14 protein-coding genes and 1 pseudogene are annotated in these 15,380 nt (G+C 59.5%); 4 read left to right on the forward strand and 11 right to left on the reverse strand.

From position 1 onward, the window contains the following. Positions 1-29 precede the first annotated feature (29 nt). The 10 genes and pseudogenes from NKJ08_RS08670 to NKJ08_RS08715 form a co-directional block, all read right to left on the reverse strand. A complete protein-coding gene (locus NKJ08_RS08670; RefSeq protein WP_352491527.1) occupies positions 30-911 on the reverse strand; it encodes a hypothetical protein in 882 nt (293 codons plus the stop codon). Between the two features lie 126 nt (positions 912-1,037). After that, positions 1,038-1,184, reverse strand: a pseudogene (locus NKJ08_RS08675) (DUF4236 domain-containing protein); the annotation flags it as partial. 58 nt (positions 1,185-1,242) lie between these two features. After that, a complete protein-coding gene (locus NKJ08_RS08680) occupies positions 1,243-2,283 on the reverse strand; it encodes an OmpA family protein (protein ID WP_352491463.1) in 1,041 nt (346 codons plus the stop codon). Then, positions 2,280-3,593 (reverse strand): methyl-accepting chemotaxis protein, encoded by a 1,314-nt coding sequence (locus NKJ08_RS08685; RefSeq protein ID WP_352516048.1) that lies wholly within the window; start codon positions 3,591-3,593, stop codon positions 2,280-2,282. Before NKJ08_RS08685 ends, NKJ08_RS08680 begins: the two co-directional genes overlap by 4 nt. Next, positions 3,593-4,411, reverse strand: a complete 819-nt coding sequence (locus tag NKJ08_RS08690; RefSeq protein ID WP_352516049.1) for a hypothetical protein — start codon at positions 4,409-4,411, stop codon at positions 3,593-3,595. Before NKJ08_RS08690 ends, NKJ08_RS08685 begins: the two co-directional genes overlap by 1 nt. After that, positions 4,404-5,837 carry a hypothetical protein gene (locus NKJ08_RS08695; RefSeq protein ID WP_352516062.1) on the reverse strand — a complete coding sequence of 478 codons (1,434 nt, stop codon included), beginning with the start codon at positions 5,835-5,837 and terminating at the stop codon, positions 4,404-4,406. The genes NKJ08_RS08690 and NKJ08_RS08695 overlap by 8 nt, the downstream gene beginning before the upstream one ends. Before the next feature lie 851 nt (positions 5,838-6,688). Further along, a complete protein-coding gene (locus tag NKJ08_RS08700) occupies positions 6,689-7,300 on the reverse strand; it encodes a nitrogen fixation protein NifQ (RefSeq protein WP_352491520.1) in 612 nt (203 codons plus the stop codon). Positions 7,301-7,623: 323 nt separating this feature from the next. Beyond that, a complete protein-coding gene (locus NKJ08_RS08705) occupies positions 7,624-7,824 on the reverse strand; it encodes a ferredoxin (protein WP_352491466.1) in 201 nt (66 codons plus the stop codon). A 40-nt stretch (positions 7,825-7,864) separates the two neighbouring features. Further along, positions 7,865-9,082 (reverse strand): cytochrome P450, encoded by a 1,218-nt coding sequence (locus tag NKJ08_RS08710; RefSeq protein ID WP_352480501.1) that lies wholly within the window; start codon positions 9,080-9,082, stop codon positions 7,865-7,867. Between the two features lie 852 nt (positions 9,083-9,934). Beyond that, positions 9,935-11,002, reverse strand: a complete 1,068-nt coding sequence (locus NKJ08_RS08715) for a hemin-degrading factor (protein WP_352781653.1) — start codon at positions 11,000-11,002, stop codon at positions 9,935-9,937. A 723-nt stretch (positions 11,003-11,725) separates the two neighbouring features. On the opposite strand from NKJ08_RS08715, the gene NKJ08_RS08720 reads away from it, so the two are divergent. Continuing rightward, a complete protein-coding gene (locus NKJ08_RS08720) occupies positions 11,726-12,046 on the forward strand; it encodes a HesB/IscA family protein (RefSeq protein WP_023678237.1) in 321 nt (106 codons plus the stop codon). Between the two features lie 69 nt (positions 12,047-12,115). On the opposite strand, the gene NKJ08_RS08725 is transcribed toward NKJ08_RS08720, so the two are convergent. Next, a complete protein-coding gene (locus NKJ08_RS08725; RefSeq protein WP_352781654.1) occupies positions 12,116-12,493 on the reverse strand; it encodes a hypothetical protein in 378 nt (125 codons plus the stop codon). A 13-nt stretch (positions 12,494-12,506) separates the two neighbouring features. Between NKJ08_RS08725 and nifS the strand changes: the two genes are divergently transcribed. The 3 genes from nifS to nifW are packed head-to-tail and all read left to right on the forward strand — an operon-like array spanning position 12,507 to position 15,306. After that, entirely contained in the window at positions 12,507-13,724 is a 1,218-nt protein-coding gene (nifS, locus tag NKJ08_RS08730) for a cysteine desulfurase NifS (RefSeq protein ID WP_352781655.1), read from the forward strand. After that, complete coding sequence (nifV, locus tag NKJ08_RS08735) at positions 13,721-14,929, forward strand: homocitrate synthase (RefSeq protein WP_352781656.1); 1,209 nt, start codon at positions 13,721-13,723, stop codon at positions 14,927-14,929. The genes nifS and nifV overlap by 4 nt, the downstream gene beginning before the upstream one ends. After that, entirely contained in the window at positions 14,926-15,306 is a 381-nt protein-coding gene (gene nifW, locus NKJ08_RS08740; protein ID WP_352491471.1) for a nitrogenase stabilizing/protective protein NifW, read from the forward strand. The genes nifV and nifW overlap by 4 nt, the downstream gene beginning before the upstream one ends. Positions 15,307-15,380: the final 74 nt, after the last annotated feature.

Consider the following 15,380-nt stretch of genomic DNA (forward strand, 5'->3'; position numbering starts at 1 on the left):
CCTGGCCATGCTTTGAGCCATCGCCACTATCAGTCCCTTGAGTGCGCGTTCAGCGTTATGGATTGGCGGTCGGAGCTTCGATGCAATTGCGCGAGTGCCGATAGAGCCTGGCAAAAGGGCTGGCTGACGTTTGTCTTGGAAAATTCCACCAGCTCGTTAAGTCCGGACGGGCTAGAAAACCGCAACGCTTCGTAGCGGCAGACAGGGATCTGCCGATTGTCTTTGAAACGCTTGTCGGGCCCGCCGTTTTTGTTTGGGTGAGCCCAAGTGTAGCTCACGATCTCCGCATCAGATGGAACTTTGCCGGTCTCGATAAAATTACTCGGGGCGAATTGGGTCTGCAGATCGGCATATCCGACTGCGCCGTATCGGTTTCCGTCCTTCACCAGCACTAGGTCAGGCATGAAGAAGAGCACCTGCCGACCCACATGGATTGAAGGCGGAGTAACGTTGCTGCGCACAACCTTCGGCAAGGAGCTTTCAAGTGTCGTGGGCTTTTTATCGACCAGCATGCTGGCCCCGGCATTTCGCTTCCAAGCCGTCAGATCCTCTATCTTGCCGCCGGCAGCGACATGCCATCTCCCGCCGCAGCCGGTGAGAGTTTCGAACGCGCCGACAAGTCGCCCGTAGGCGGCCTCCGCGTCTTTTTCCAAATCGTAATAGAGCACGCTTACCCGGCGGTAGCTGTCAAACCATTTGCCAATGAGCATACCCGGCACAAAGGCACCGATGCCCAGCACCGGTGCGGCACCTCCGAGCTTGGTCCCCACAAGGAAACCTGCAATCCCGAACAGAACCGCGAGTGCTACGGACAGCCGCGTCTGCGATTGCCTAGCATTGATTTCATCGAGTACATTGGCAAATGTCTCGTCACGCATCTCCACCACATCGCGGGACTCGATTTCCCTCATTACGACGCCGTCAGAGACGTACTCCGGGGGCGAGGATTGTGGACGGGGTTGCGGCGCAGATCGGGTTTGAGAGAGCTGTACTACCTTCTTGGCGCTAGCCTTGCCTAAAGTGCCACGATAGTAGAGCCCACCGACGCCGGCGTGGATGTAGTGACCTCGTGGCCCAGTGCCGATGCGGAGGCCCTTCACGCCAACGGAAGCGCCAACCCCGCCGGACGAAAAGTTAAAGCGGAATGGTCCCGCACTGATCGATTTTCGAACGTAAAACCCCATAGCCCAATCCCCCAACTCAACTGCCGTACCGGCTAAGGCGCCAGTCTCTCGTCCCCATTCATGGCTTGGCGCCACCAACCGGCGCCAATTTTGATCGCTGCCTCACCCTAATCTCGATGCGCCTTCGAGCCCGCACATCGCCCATCTGCGCTCCGTCGGTGAGATGATCGCCGGGCAGGATGAGCTGACCACCTGACATCGGCAAAATCGTAAACCCCTTTAATGCGGGCATGTCACTGAGCACACTCGTGACTGAAATCGCGCGCGCCAGACCAAGGCCGGCATTGTCGGCGGGATGGAGTGAGCCGATTTCCACTTTCCCTGACAAAACCGGTTGGAGCCCTTTGTCCATGTTGGAGGATTCGCCCGCCATTGCCTGTTCGTCCGTGTGTCCAATCACCTCAATCACGTCGACACCGTAAGAGGTCGCAGTGCCGGCGATTGTCTTCGCAAGATCGCGCAACTTTGTTTTGAACGGATCCGAAAGCTCTGCGCTTCCGGTATCGAAATTATAGCCATCCAGTTCGCTGAGACTAATGATCGGCGGCCAATCGTGAGGTTTTGCTGCTTGCGTCGGCTCTGCAGCCTTCTTGAGCACATCAGCCAGATCCTGCAGCCCTTTGTCGGTGCCGATGTAACCAAATTCTTTCAAGACCTTCGCCGCATCTATCATGGCCTTGGCCTGATCAACGCTTATGTCGTTGTCCGCAAGGACCTTCGCGACAGGGGCATTTCGCACGACCTCCTCCAGGGAAATACCTGCTTCCTTGACCGACTTAACAGCATCCTTGGCCAGGACCAGCTCGCGCCATTCTTCGTCGGGAACGGTTCCTCCGCTCGCGGGCTGAAACACCGCTTTTATCTGAGCCAGAAGCCGCTTGTTTTCGGCTTCGAGCCTCTGCACGTTTTCCTTGTTTGATTGAGCGGCTCGCAGCGCCTCATCGGTCTCTTTCTGCTTTTTCGTGATGATAGCACCGGCTGCTAGCAGCAGGCAGAACACCAAAAGCAGCATCGTCTCGGCCATGGTCAGGCCCAGTATCAAACCGCGGCCGTAACCCTTGCGCTCGAAGGCGACCGAAGTTCCGCCAGCGTCACTCACCTGCCCCACCAACTGGTTCGCTTAGGCGGTTCCGTTCGTTCGGCGGGAGGCTCGCTTCCCAGAGTTTGGAAAGCGTCTGGTTGGGGCTCAGGCTCGACCCTAATCGGTGCGCTCTCGACGGTGTCATTTGCGGCCAGATCTGCCAGTGGCTGTTCGATCGCGATAGGAGCGTTGAGAGGGGGAACAGGCCTCGGCGCGTGGAGGCTTCTTCCTGCCAAGGTTGCGACAAGGTCTCCGGTGTCCTTGCTTTGCTTTTGCACCACTGCAGCAAGCGCCTGGGTCAAGCGCTGTTGCGCTTGGACACTCTCCGCTGTTTGCTCTGCGGCTGCCACAGCCCTTTCCACACCTGCGGCCACTTTAGCCACAGCATCAACGATGCCCGCCATGCGGGCTTGCTGTTCCTGCGAAGCCGTCTCTGTTTTGACAGCATATTGGGCGACCGCGCTGCCAAGGAGTTTCACCATCGGCGCCAGATCGTTCTTAAGGACCTCATCAGGGACGACAACCTTCTCTAACTTGGTGGCTACGCTGTCGGCCTGTTCACCCAGTCTGCCAACTGAAGAGGACATTGAGCTGTTGGCCTTGTCGAGCAGATCGGCTGCCGCCTCGACGCGCTGTGCGATCGACGAGAACTGACTTTCGATCTGCCCAAAATTATCGCTCAAAGCATTGCTGAGCTTTCCCGAGGCCTCTTGAACCGGTTTGATCGATTCCATCGCGATTTTATCCAGCGCCGATCTTATGTGCTCTCCGTTCCGCTCCGCTTGAACGGCAATTTCGGCAAAACCCTCCTCCAACATCTGATTGCTGACGCGGCGAAAGTCAGCGAATTCCCTGGTTACACTTTCCATCTCAGCTCTTACACGACGCGTCATATCGGCGAGTTCGTGCCTGGCCGTCCGTTCGATGTCGGCAGGATCGCGGCGCATCTGATTGTAAAAGATCCGCAGAGCAATGCCCGTGATCGTCGACGTCACCGCGATACCAAAGTTCCTCACGATTGTGTCGGTGGATCCTTCGGAACCAAACTGAAACAGCGATACGCCGAGACTCGTCAACGTAAACAGGAAACCCATGTAGTAGAGATTGTCGCCAGTCTGCTCATCGTGGAGCCGCAGCTTGCCGGTGAAGACGGACGCGGCAAGATAGATGAGCATCAGGCATACCGGTGCGCTCGCCGCCATTATCGGGTCTACGCCCGACAGCTTGGCTATTGCGATGAACACACAGCCGCCCAGGGTTAGTGTCGCAAAGACGACAAGGGGCAGGCTCGGATGTCCCAAGAAGGACTCCCCTCGCTTCTTGGCCATCAGTTTAACCCCTCCAACCCTACCAGCTTCTCAAACTCGCCATGATGAGCTTGAACCCACCGGGTCCAGAACTCTGCATGTCCGAAAGAGCCAAATGGCTTCTTCGCCCTATCGACATAGAGTATCGTAACCCCCACGCCATCAAGCGATGTCCCGTAGGTCCTGTCGGCCGAACTATCAAGGTACTTCTGGTAATCGAGACCCGAACGATATTGTGAGTACAGCGCCGTATGTTCAATCATATCCGACACGACTATTATTCGCTTTGCGGTCTTCTCTTTCGCCAAACCGCTATCGAATAATGACAGTTTGATTTTTTGCATTCCGGCCATGATTGGAGATTGGCTAGCGGATTCTCCATTGGGAATCTGGTCGGGAAGCTTCGTCAGAGGATCCTCGAATGCATCTTCCCATTTCTTCTGCCGCCGGGACGGATTGTTCGTCCAGCTGTCGACCGTCGAGCCATCGCCCGGGTTGCATCCATCAAACATCACAGTCAGGTCGCCGGGGGTCGGGCCCAGCGTCAATATCCTCAGATAGCCGCCGGGCTCGACGCGCCCAATGGTCTTACGGAATTCATTCTTCAAATCGGCCATGGTTATTGGCGAAATCGGGTCGGTGGCGTCGATCAAGACCGCCGTCAGGCTTACAGGACCGGCCAACGGGCAATTCGTGCTGGCGTCGATTTGGTCCTTCCCGGATCTCGACCACATCCAAACAAAACCGGCCAGCATCGCAGCCGACAGCACGGCCAATCCAACTGCTGCCACAATGGTGCCGCCACTGCCATTCTTTCTTCTGCGGCCCCGCCTAGCCATTCACGCTGTCCGGATGAAGCTTGTCGAGATCTCGGTACTGTTCGATCCCCCGCTCGCATTCCAGCCCGATGAGCCGCACCTGAGCGTTGAGTTCTTCCTGCGCGTCACGAATTGAGGCGCCCAGGTCCTTCTCGCTCCATTCATCGTCGGACGATATCAGGGGTTTTATGCGCTCGAGTCTGTAGGGCGTGGCAAAATGTTTTGGCGCTGGCTCTGTGCGGGCCTGGATATTGGCCTCCCTGTACTTTGCGAGAAGCTGGTTGCAGGCTCGCTCCAGCTGGTCTTGATGCTGCACAAAGAGCGTCAGCAGCCTCGACCGATGATCGATGATCGCCCGATGCTCCCTGCGTCTGCTCCCCAGCCGCTTGACGATGTCCTCCACCTTCTCGTTGTGCTCATCGCGCACCTCTTGCAGAGCCTCGATGAGCTCGCTCTTGCGCTCGATGTAGTCTTCCCTGCGAGCGACCAATCTGTTTTCGACACCCGCATAGCCTGGGTATGGGTCGAGAACGAACCAGCCGTCGATAAATGCAAAAATCGAAAACATGAGACCGATGCCGAACAGAAGCCAGGATTTCACATCCATAAGGCCGGCCGGATTGGCGAGCATGCTGCGCACAACCTCGACACCGGCTCCGTTCACAAAGGACCCGCTGACCTCGCGGTAATGTGCAAGCGCTAGGTTTATGGTCAATGCCAAGCCGATGTATGCCACTATCGACAACGCGCCGATCACCTTCACGAAAAACGATCTGTGAGTCACCAGGCGTGCACAGAATATTGCGAAAAGCAGAGCGGCGCCGATGTTCAAAAACGAGAACGCGGCGGCTTCGAGGAGTCCGCCAAAAAATCCCTGTTCATTTCCCTTGGCAAGGAAATTTCCGTTCATCGCCGTTTCAATCAGAAACAGGAAAATCAGCAAGGAAATTCGGAAAACGTAGGCTGCTCCGTGCTGAATCCTAACGGCGCGGACAAGCCCGTGCTTCTGTTTGAACCAGGCGTGCTCCTTCTCCGCGTCGTTGAGCGATTTTCGCAATCCGTGAAGTTCGTCCAGGCCTACCGCGATCGAGGCCTTGAAATCAGAAACACTGGCGGCGTTCGCCTGACGGATCAGACCAAATTGCTCTTCAAAGTCGAGGCCCGCCAAACGTCCGGAGAGAAGCTGCAGGCTATCCTCGAGGGTGTGGTGTGCCGCCTTTTTTTCGTCCTCGACCCTCTCGATGACTGCATGCTCAACGTCGTCGAAATTCTTGGCCGCCTTCGGAGGTTGGTTCGCCTCGCCCCGCTGCTTTCCGCGATCTCCAAGATCCATTTCGCGATCAATTTTCGCGACATCCAAGCTATTGAACAATTGGGTGCTGGCGCGGAAATCGTGATTTGCCTCTAGCAGTGACTCTCGCAGTTTATTTAGCTTTTCGAATTTTATTCCCACAGCACCGCACCCAGATTTTGTACCTCTGCCCGCACAAATGGCTTCTATGCACAGTAGAAGCAAAGGGCAACTGCGTCTTCGCAACTCTGCGGTCCACTGCTCACGAGACGATCGTCTGATGTAAAAATGACCACGATAGCTGCCGTGGCAAGCGGGCTTGGGCGAATGAATAGGCGCAGCATACTCTTCTCCGCCGGGCTTTGTGGCGAAGGAACTGAAGATCACGCCAACGAGCTGATAAAATCGACTCCAGAGGCGTTTGCGCAGTAGCAGAAGCGCGCGCCCTATTTGGCTGGGACTAGACTGCCGACCCCAATGTCCGCCGTCCTGTGAAACCGGCTACGACCTCGATTGCTTCGTCGGCGACGTTGATTCGTTTGAGGCCAACAGAATTAGTCTTGAGCTTGATCGCCAACTTTTCTGCATCCTTCAACCGGGCCAACTGCTGCTCCAACTGGGCTTGCAGCTTTGCAATTTCCGGTTCAGGTCGAAAGTCGCCTTCTCTTCGAGCGCCTTTCTTATCGGCCCGCTGAAAATCGGTCGAAGTCTGGCGTTACCAGGTATAATGCTGACGTCAACAATGGACGCTTCGATATACCCGTCCACGTGGCCAGTTCCGTTCGTTCTTGCCGACTGGTTCTGCTGGGCGCAGTTATTTATGGCGCCTTGCTTGCCGCAGGGGCCATTCGCAGGTCGCGGCCAGTCATCTTGCCCAGGAGGCCGAAAAGAGGGCTATCGCTGCCGAAATGGCCGTCTCAACGATGGCGTCCGTCGAGATTTGACAACAGACATATGGCGCGGCGCGAGCGCTGACGCTGTACGACTGACGCAAGCGGCTCTCAATCCTAGGCGTTGTCCTTGGTCCGTGTGAGGCGGCTTTCGCCTTCATCCGGGCCGAAGCAGCTTTCGAAATCATTGCAGTCCCGGCAACTGGGGGCGCTGCACAGCGAAAAACCTTCGGCCTCGCAGAGCTTTCGGTAAAAGTATTTTTTCCATTTCATGTTTTGGGTGTTGCCGGCCGCCAGCGTCGGAAAATGCGAGGCGAGCAGGCGGCCGAGGTCGGTTCGATTAAAAAGGCCAAGGTCCTGCCAGAGGTGGTCATTGCGCATCGCACGCCGGGCGATGATCTTGGCGAAGCGGGCGCTCGCCGGGTCGCCATGTCGGGCATGCGCCAGCAGCAGTCCATGCAGAAGTTCTTCTTCCAGATCCGGCTCGGGCTCGCTCACCTCTTTCAAGGCAAACGCGTTGATAGGAAAAGCAGGGAAACAGCGGACCAGGACATCGCGCAACTCGGCGCGCGAAAGTCCGGTTGCCTCCGTCGCCGTCGCCTCGCCGGCCTCGATCTCCTCGAGCGCACGTGAAAGCACACAGGCAAGCACATGCTGGTCGAACCTCCTCTCCAGCTCGATGTGCGGCCATTGGCCGGTGCTGAGCCGGGCATAATGTTGGGCAAATATGGTGCGTTCTCCTGGTTTCGTCCTATCAAATCATGCAGAGACCCGGCCTGCCGCAACATGGGTCGGGCAGTTCTTCGGTATGGCACTCCGGGTCGCCTCGCGTCGAGTAGTTCGGCAATTCTCGTCTGGTCCGTCGGCTCTGACGCAAATTCTGTGATTGGAAGAGGTGTTCGCGAACCCCTGCCCTGCCGTTTGCGCCTCACGGGGAACACTGGCGCCGGAAATGCCCCTGCAGAGTTGGACGTGAACCGTGCGGGACAGAGGTCGCGTGCTGAGTGCGGCCACATGGTTCAAGCCCGCCAGACTCTCGGTTGAATGAGTCCTCAAAGCGCGCAGCGGGTGAGTTCCAGCGCACGTTCAGGACAGGATCGCGCGCCCCGCGATGCAGGCAGTTCCTCCCCTTCCGCAACTTCAATGTCACCGGGCAGGATGTAGCCCTCGTCATCAAGCTTGAAGATGTCCGGCGCTTGCGCCGCGCATCGCGCGTGACCCTGGCATTTGGCCTTTTGGACGATGATGCGCATTGCGCTGCCTCCATTGTCTGTGCCCCGGGTCGGGGCGGGCCTAAGACCAGTCCAGGATCAAATTTTCGATCCCGAACACATGGCCGCCAGAAGTTATCGGTGCCGTACCCTGCTTGATCCTGAAAGCCGGGATGCGCGCCAACCACTCCTCCAGGCCAATGACAATCTCCCGCCGGGCAAGGTGTGAGCCAAGGCAACGGTGGGGACCATAGCCAAACGCTGCGTGGCGGTTGTCTTCCCGCTCCAAATCGATTGTGTTGGGGCATTCGAATTCCGCCGGGTCACGATTGGCAATCATCGTGGCGCAGGAAACATAGTCCCCCTTCCGGATCGGCGCGCCTTCGAAGTCGATATCTTTCGTAGCCACGCGGATCAACTGAATGGGCGGATAGGCCCGCAGCAATTCTTCGGTTGCGAGCGGGATGCGGTCCGGTTCGCTCCGCAGCAATTGCTGATCTTTGAGGTTGCGCGCGAGGTACGCCAAGTCAAAGCCTATAGCTGCTGCGACCGTGTCGAGCCCAGCGACGAAGACAAGCACGCCGATGCCGCGGACTTGGGTGTCCGTCAGCCGGCGGCCCTCGACCCGTGCCTGCACGATAAAGCTCATGAAATCGTCAACCGCCTCCTGGCGGCGCATGGCTGCAAGTTCGTCGATGAATGCCACGATCGTCCGGGCAGCCACAGGTCGTTCCTTATCGTCGCCGTGGAGCAGATCTTTCCCCCAGCCGACGAATGTATCGAGTCGGTCATCGGGCAACCCCAGAAAGCGAAGAAAGGTGCTCACCGCGAAAGGAAAGGCAAAATCCTTCATCACGTCGCAGCTTGTGCCCGACGCGGCGATCCTTTCGATCAGCTCGACCGCCCGTTCGCGGACAGCCGGTTCCAAAGCCAACACCCGCTTTGGCGAAAGCAGCGGATTGAGCAGTGAGCGAAAGACGCCATGGGCCGGTGGATCGAGCTCAAGCGGGATCGTCGGCCAGTTTTCACCCAGTATGGAGGAGAAGATGCTGCGATGGCTGGAAAAAGTCTCTGCGTCCTGCAGCACCTTCCGCTGGTCCGCGGCACGGGTGATGACCCAGGTACCCCGGCCATCTTGCGTGTTGTAGCGGGAGTAAAAGATCGGAGGCCCGTCATGTACGCAAGCGACAGCTGCGTGTGGATCCCCGTTGGGTGTTGGTGGCATCCCTGGCGATGTAAACAGGCTGAAGTCCCTCACCATTTCGGGCGGGACATGATCTGGAACGGGGTTGGTCGCCATTTTGTTTTCTCTACATTGGCGTTCATGGCTCGATTGAGATTGCACCGCTGTTCATAAAGTCGATTTCCAGCATGGGCACGTCTCTTGTCGGGCGCCTTCTAGATTCTGTCGCCTGATACAGCCCACCTGCACCAGCGCGGATGAGATCGGTTGCGAAGTCGATCAGAAGGGGCATCTCCGCCGCGCTGCGGGCATGAAGCAAAGCCGCCGCTTATCCCCGTTAGGGTTGAGAGGCTGGTCAATCACCTCTGAGCTCCGTGACGCACTGCTGATGCCCTGCTGATCAAGTTGTCGAAGCAAGTCGCGTGCCGGATAGGCGTACCCATGGCGCTGCACCAAGCAATGCCAGCCTGCACTAGGCCCGCCGCTGATGATCACCTGTCCATCATTCTTAGGACAACGTCCGACAACCGACATCCGTGGTCGGTTTTGTCGAGTCCGCGACATCGGGCTGTTCGGCTTGGCTGCTGCTGCACAGCCTTCCGGTCGACGAGCGAGGAGATCGCTCGCACGGCCCGGATTGAGCAACGACGCGATCCAGCGCAAGGTTCGGGTGCGGTCCGACAAGACCCGGCCGCGCTTCCGCTTCGGTTCGGCGCTGATGGCATATGCGTTGTTGTAGCCGCTGCAAGGATTTCCGGTCAGACGAGCGATGCACTCGTGCGCAGCGATCCGGCCGGCGACGAGCCTGACTGTATCGATGCGGTCAATTCCGGCGTGCACACCTGACCGTGCGTATGCGCTAACACGGCAAGCTCTATCGCACATGGACCTATATTTCCTCGCGAGCCGCTGTCGGAACGTGGCGCCGAGCCCTATGGCGGCCGGTTCAATCCTACGGGCCTGCCGGCTCTACACATCCCTGTCGGTCGGACCGGGAACGCGTGGCAGACTCTCGGCCAGAAACCGCCAGTCGCTGCGCTCGCGTTCGCCTTCCTTGCGCGTGCCGAAGAACTGGATGATCATCTTGCCGTCGGCGCCATAGGCTTCAACGGACGTGACGTGACCGTCCCTCGTCGGCTTGCGCACGGCCCAGACCTCGCGGATGTGATGGGTCCTAAGATGCAGATGGAAGGTCTCGTCTAGCACATTGATCCGCGGCCCGATCTGCTTGACCGACTTGATCGGGCCGGAATGGATCTGGATGCAACCACGATTGCCGACAAAGCACATGATCGGCATCTCGTCTTCGGCCGCCTGTTGGAACAGGGCGCCAACGGCATCATTGTCGAGCAGCCAGGCGTAATCCTCGTCGGCCATACGCATCGCCTGGCAGCGGCTGAGCTTCAGTGTTTTCAACATATGGTAGAACTGATGCACGTCGCTCAGCCGGCTCCAGTGCTCGCGTAGGTCGTCGACCGTGGCGGTTTGGTCTGGACTCACTGCGTTATCGCGCGCCCCGCTCGCCTCGACCGATATGATCGGCTCCTGGTCGGAGGATACGAGCTCTGCCGCCAGATTCTGATAGGCGTGCAGGTTCGAGGCGGGCCTGAGATGTATTTTGTGCATCGCCTCGCCGGTGGCATCAAAGAATTGCAGGCTGCGGCGGATCTCGGCTCCCTCGCGCTTCTCGACGGCGAAGCCATACGCCCACGCTTTCGGGAAGATGCGCAGGTCGATGTCGTCGCCGAGCACCATGGCATGCTGGTTGCCGGTGACCACTTTTTCGTAGACGCCGATCTTTTCGTGCACGGCACTTTCATTGCGGGTGAGCGCCATCACCTCGCCGACCGCTTCGAGGCCGGTCAGCAGATCATCGACGCGCGGCTCGATGCGCACCGCGCCGTGACCACAATGCGCCGCGACCAATTCCGCTTCCGAAATGCCCAATCGAGCGGCGAGATCATGCTCCCGGATTTTCGGATTGTCTTCGCACGCCCGCCGGATTTCGTCCGGCGACGGTTTCTCGCGCTGGTCCATGTCTTACCCCTGCTTCCACCTACGTGTGAGGATCAGCTGCCCTGCCGGTGAATCTTCAGCCGATCGGGCGCGCCGTAATGCTCGACCCTGATCTGCTGCTGGCCCGTGAACAAAGTGTCGCTGGACAGCGTGCGCACGTCGTCGCACCCGCGCGAAAACCGGGGGTGCTATCGGAGCGGCGAGACCCGAGTGACACGAGCAGGCACATGCCGATGGAATCTCATCGAGCCGGTCGGTGGCCACCGGGCGGTGGTGAGCGATTGTGGGTGTTGTCGCAATCGGCCAATCGGTCATTCGGATGCCACGGGCGGCGCTGCTTCGCCAAACAAAGCGTGTCTGACCCAGTCCTGACATGTTGCTCCCTTGCTTCGCCGCATCGATCGCGAGGGCACCCACGACACGATTGTGGATCGGCAGTCTCTTGCCGCCTCGCCAGTGGAGCTTCAAAAACCGTGCCAATTGCGCCGAAGCAGCTCAGAAGGAGTCTTCTGTAATGGTCATTGGTTTAATGTGAGTTCAGCCAACAACTCAGGCCCAACATCCCGCGTGGCGGACCCGACAAACCCGACAGTACGTGTCGGTTGGCCGACACCTTCGCAGCAATGGACTCACAAGAACCACCGCAGGGTCAGAGATGCCGCGCTGTGTTGAAACGGTTTTCGCTTTGGCACGGTGCATGCAGCGTGATGCGCAAGCAGGTCCCGGACTGAGGAGAATGGAGCCATGATTACGCTCACCGACAACGCTGTTGCCGCCATCAAGACTGCTCTTTCCCGCGCCAGCGAGCCGGCGGAAGGCTTTCGCATCATGGTCCAGGCCGGCGGCTGCGCCGGCTTCAAATACTTAATGGGCCTGGAGAGCGTGTCGCGCGAGGGCGACGCGATCACCGAGACAGATGGGATCAAGCTGTTCGTGGACGCGGGCTCCCAACCCCATGTCGCGGGCATGACCGTCGACTTCCTCACCGGGCTCGAATCTTCCGGCTTTGTCTTCGATAACCCCAACGCGCGCGAGAAGTGCGGCTGCGGCAAGTCCTTCAGTTGATCGCCCGAAGCGCCTGTGCGGGTCCATGAAGCGATTGCCGCCAACGGACTCTTTTGCGGAAGAGGAGGCTTACATGGCCGGCACAACAGATGTCCCCGTCCTCAACAACAAGGCAAGGTCAAAGCCGATCTCGGGACCGGCAATCGCTTCCGGTAGGATGCAAAGAACGTCGCCTGCCGAAACAGTTCGGTTCCTGGTGGCACCCAAGCTGCTGGCGGCCAAATCGCGCCGCTGCGCCAAATTCGGCTTATCGATAACGTTGTCGTGTTCGGGCGTCCTTACCTGCGGGCTGACGGCGGCGACTGCGGACTTGTCCGTGTCGACGCCGATCCGGTCTAAGTCAAACTCTCGGGCGTCCGCGCCGGCTGCCAGTTCGGGCCCATCAACATCAACGGCATGCGCCAGAGGCTTAATGAGGCGGTCGCACGCTCGCGTCATTCCGGTCAACTGAGGATCGCACATGAAACCTGTCTACCTCGACAACAACGCAACCACACGGGCCGATCCTGAGGTCGTGCAAGCGATGTTGCCGTTCTTTAGGGATCAATTCGGCAACCCTTCGTCGGCGCACGCTCTTGGCGCCTCAGTCAGTGCGGCGGTGAGAAAGGCGCGGAGGCAGTTGCAAGCTCTGATCGGCGCGGAGTTCGACGATGAGATCACCTTCACCTCGGGTGGGACAGAAAGCGACAATGCAGCGCTTCTTTCGGCGCTCGAGGCGACGCCCAACCGAACCGAGATCGTGACGTCCGCGGTCGAGCATCCCGCCGTGCTGACGCTCTGCGCGCATCTTGAGAAGACCCGCCGCGTCAAGGTGCACAGGATCCCGGTGGATTGCCGTGGCCGGCTCGACCTCGACGCCTATATGGCCGCCCTCACCCCGCAGGTGGCAATCGTCTCGATAATGTGGGCGAACAATGAGACTGGTGTGATCTTCCCCGTGGCCAGGCTTGCCGAGTTGGCCAAGGAAGTGGGCGCCCTTTTCCATACCGATGCTGTGCAGGCGGTCGGCAAGCTTTCGATGGACCTGAAGTCGACCGCAATCGACATGCTGTCGCTCTCCGGCCACAAGCTGCACGGGCCGAAAGGGATCGGCGCGCTTTTCGTAAAACGTGGCGTCAATTTCCACTCGCTGATCAAGGGGGGCCACCAAGAACACAACCGGCGTGCTGGCACCGAGAATACGCCCGGCATAGTCGGGCTCGGCATGGCGGCCGAACTCGCCTTGAAATTCATGGACGACGAGACCACACGGGTAAAGTCGCTCCGCGACCGTTTAGAGGACGGAATTCTCCAGCGCATCCCCAGCACCTGTGTCACTGGTGATCCCCTGGAACGGTTGCCCAACACCGCAAACATCTCCTTCGAACATGTCGAAAGTGATGGAATTCCACTCCTCCTCAGCCGCGTGGGCATCGCGTGTTCCTCCGGCTCCGCCTGCACCTCCGGCTCTCTGGAACCGAGCCATGTCCTGAGCGCGATGAAAACGCCACACGCGGCAGTCCGCTTCTCCTTGGCGCGGGACAACGGCGAAGCGGACGTCGACCGGGTGCTCGAGGTCATGCCGGCAATCGTGGAGAAGCTGCGTGGCTTTCCCAGTTCTGGGCCAGGTAAGCGAAGCTCCGAAGACGTTCAATCCGGTCTATGCCTGAGCGGCAGCAGAACAGGCTACCGTTCATGACCCGTCATGTCTTTCTCAACGATACGACCTTGCGCGATGGCGAGCAGGCGCCCGGCGTGGCCTTTACCACGACGGAAAAGCTGGAGATCGCCGAGTCTCTTGCGGCGGCCGGCGTCACAGAGATCGAGATCGGCACGCCGGTCATGGGCGCCGACGAGATCGAAACAATTCGCGCCGTGGTCGCGCGGTGTCTCCCGGTTCGGCTCATGGCCTGGCGCCGGATGACGTCGCTGGATCTCGATGCAGCGATCGAGAGCGGCGTCCACGCCGTCAATCTATCGCTGCCTGCGTCGGACATCCAACTTGCCGCCAAGCTCGGCCTCGATAAGGCGGGAGCGCTCCAGGTCATCGAACATATGGTCAGGCGCGCAGCCGCCGCCGGCTTCTTCGTCGCGGTGGGCTGCGAGGATGCCTCGCGGGCCAATCGGGATCATCTCGCCCGCGTCATCGAGACGGCTGCACGCGCCGGCGCAAGCCGCGTCAGGCTAGCCGACACAGTCGGCGTTCTCGACGCGTTTTCGACCTTCGAACTTGTCGCCCAGCTCGTGGCGCAGTCTCCAATCGACCTTGAATTTCATGCGCACAACGATCTCGGACTTGCTGCCGCCAACACGCTGGCCGCGATCCGCGCAGGCGCGCGCCATGCGTCCGTCACCGTCCTGGGGCTCGGCGAGCGTGCGGGCAATGCCGCGCTGGAAGAGGTGGCCGCCGCGATGGCGGTCTTCGACGGCGCGGATACCGGCATCGAGCTGACCGCATTGCCCGACCTCGCCGCCCAGGTGGCTTGGGCCGCCCGCCGGCAGACCGCGGCCATTAAGCCGGTCGTCGGCGCCGATGTTTTCACGCACAAATCCGGCATTCACGTCGCAGGGCTGCTGAAGGACTCGCGCACTTATCAGGGGCTCGATCCGGCTCTCGTCGGCCGCTGCCGGCGTATCGTCATCGGCAAGCATTCCGGCGCCACTGCGATTGCCCATGTGCTGAGCGAAAGCGGTCGCGATCTCGACCCGGATCTGGCAGCCGCGATGGTGGCCCGCGTCCGGCGCGAGGCGGCCGAGACCAAATCGACCGTCACTGCAACTCAACTGGTCGAGCTCTACGATGGAATGTGCAGCGAGGCATCCCTCGCGGAGCTGTGCGGGTCCAGGTCAGCCGTGCGCGAGCGCACCGACACCACAGTTTTCCGACCAGGGAGAATGCAATGAATTGTTCCGCTGACAGCCGCCCCATCGACGTCACCGACATCCTCGCACGACTGAAGCGCCTGTCGGCTGCGGAGGAGTTCTTTGCAGTCCTTGGCGTCTCCTATGACCCGAAAGTGCTGAATGTCTCGCGGCTCCACATCATGAAGCGCGTGGGCCAATACCTTGCCGAAGAAGATTTCTCCGGTCTGCCCGACCAGGTGATTGCCGCGCGGGTGCGGGCGACGCTCGAACGCGCTTACGAGGACTTCGCGATTTCCTCGCCGCTCACGCATCGGGTCTTCAAGGTGCTCAAAGACCACGATCCGAACAAACCTGCCACGCCGGGCCGCACCTTTGTCCCGTTCGACTCCGTACTGAAGCGGTTCGGACAGGAATGACCGCGACACGGGTTGCGACGCGACAATGTCGAGAAGCCGACAAATCCGGTCATCACCACGGCGCCCTCAGAAGC

Origin of the sequence: Mesorhizobium sp. M0244, assembly GCF_040321795.1 — a bacterium.
Classification (GTDB): domain Bacteria; phylum Pseudomonadota; class Alphaproteobacteria; order Rhizobiales; family Rhizobiaceae; genus Mesorhizobium.

Excerpts from the sequence above, each read along its gene's own strand:
- nifS (WP_352781655.1), top strand. The coding sequence starts at position 12,507 with ATGAAACCTGTCTACCTCGACAACAACGCAACCACACGGGCCGATCCT.
- NKJ08_RS08710 (WP_352480501.1), bottom strand. The coding sequence starts at position 9,082 with ATGGCGACCAACCCCGTTCCAGATCATGTCCCGCCCGAAATGGTGAGG.
- nifV (WP_352781656.1), top strand. The coding sequence starts at position 13,721 with ATGACCCGTCATGTCTTTCTCAACGATACGACCTTGCGCGATGGCGAG.
- NKJ08_RS08720 (WP_023678237.1), top strand. The coding sequence starts at position 11,726 with ATGATTACGCTCACCGACAACGCTGTTGCCGCCATCAAGACTGCTCTT.
- NKJ08_RS08715 (WP_352781653.1), bottom strand. The coding sequence starts at position 11,002 with ATGGACCAGCGCGAGAAACCGTCGCCGGACGAAATCCGGCGGGCGTGC.
- NKJ08_RS08705 (WP_352491466.1), bottom strand. The coding sequence starts at position 7,824 with ATGCGCATCATCGTCCAAAAGGCCAAATGCCAGGGTCACGCGCGATGC.
- nifW (WP_352491471.1), top strand. The coding sequence starts at position 14,926 with ATGAATTGTTCCGCTGACAGCCGCCCCATCGACGTCACCGACATCCTC.
- NKJ08_RS08690 (WP_352516049.1), bottom strand. The coding sequence starts at position 4,411 with ATGGCTAGGCGGGGCCGCAGAAGAAAGAATGGCAGTGGCGGCACCATT.
- NKJ08_RS08670 (WP_352491527.1), bottom strand. The coding sequence starts at position 911 with ATGAGGGAAATCGAGTCCCGCGATGTGGTGGAGATGCGTGACGAGACA.
- NKJ08_RS08685 (WP_352516048.1), bottom strand. The coding sequence starts at position 3,593 with ATGGCCAAGAAGCGAGGGGAGTCCTTCTTGGGACATCCGAGCCTGCCC.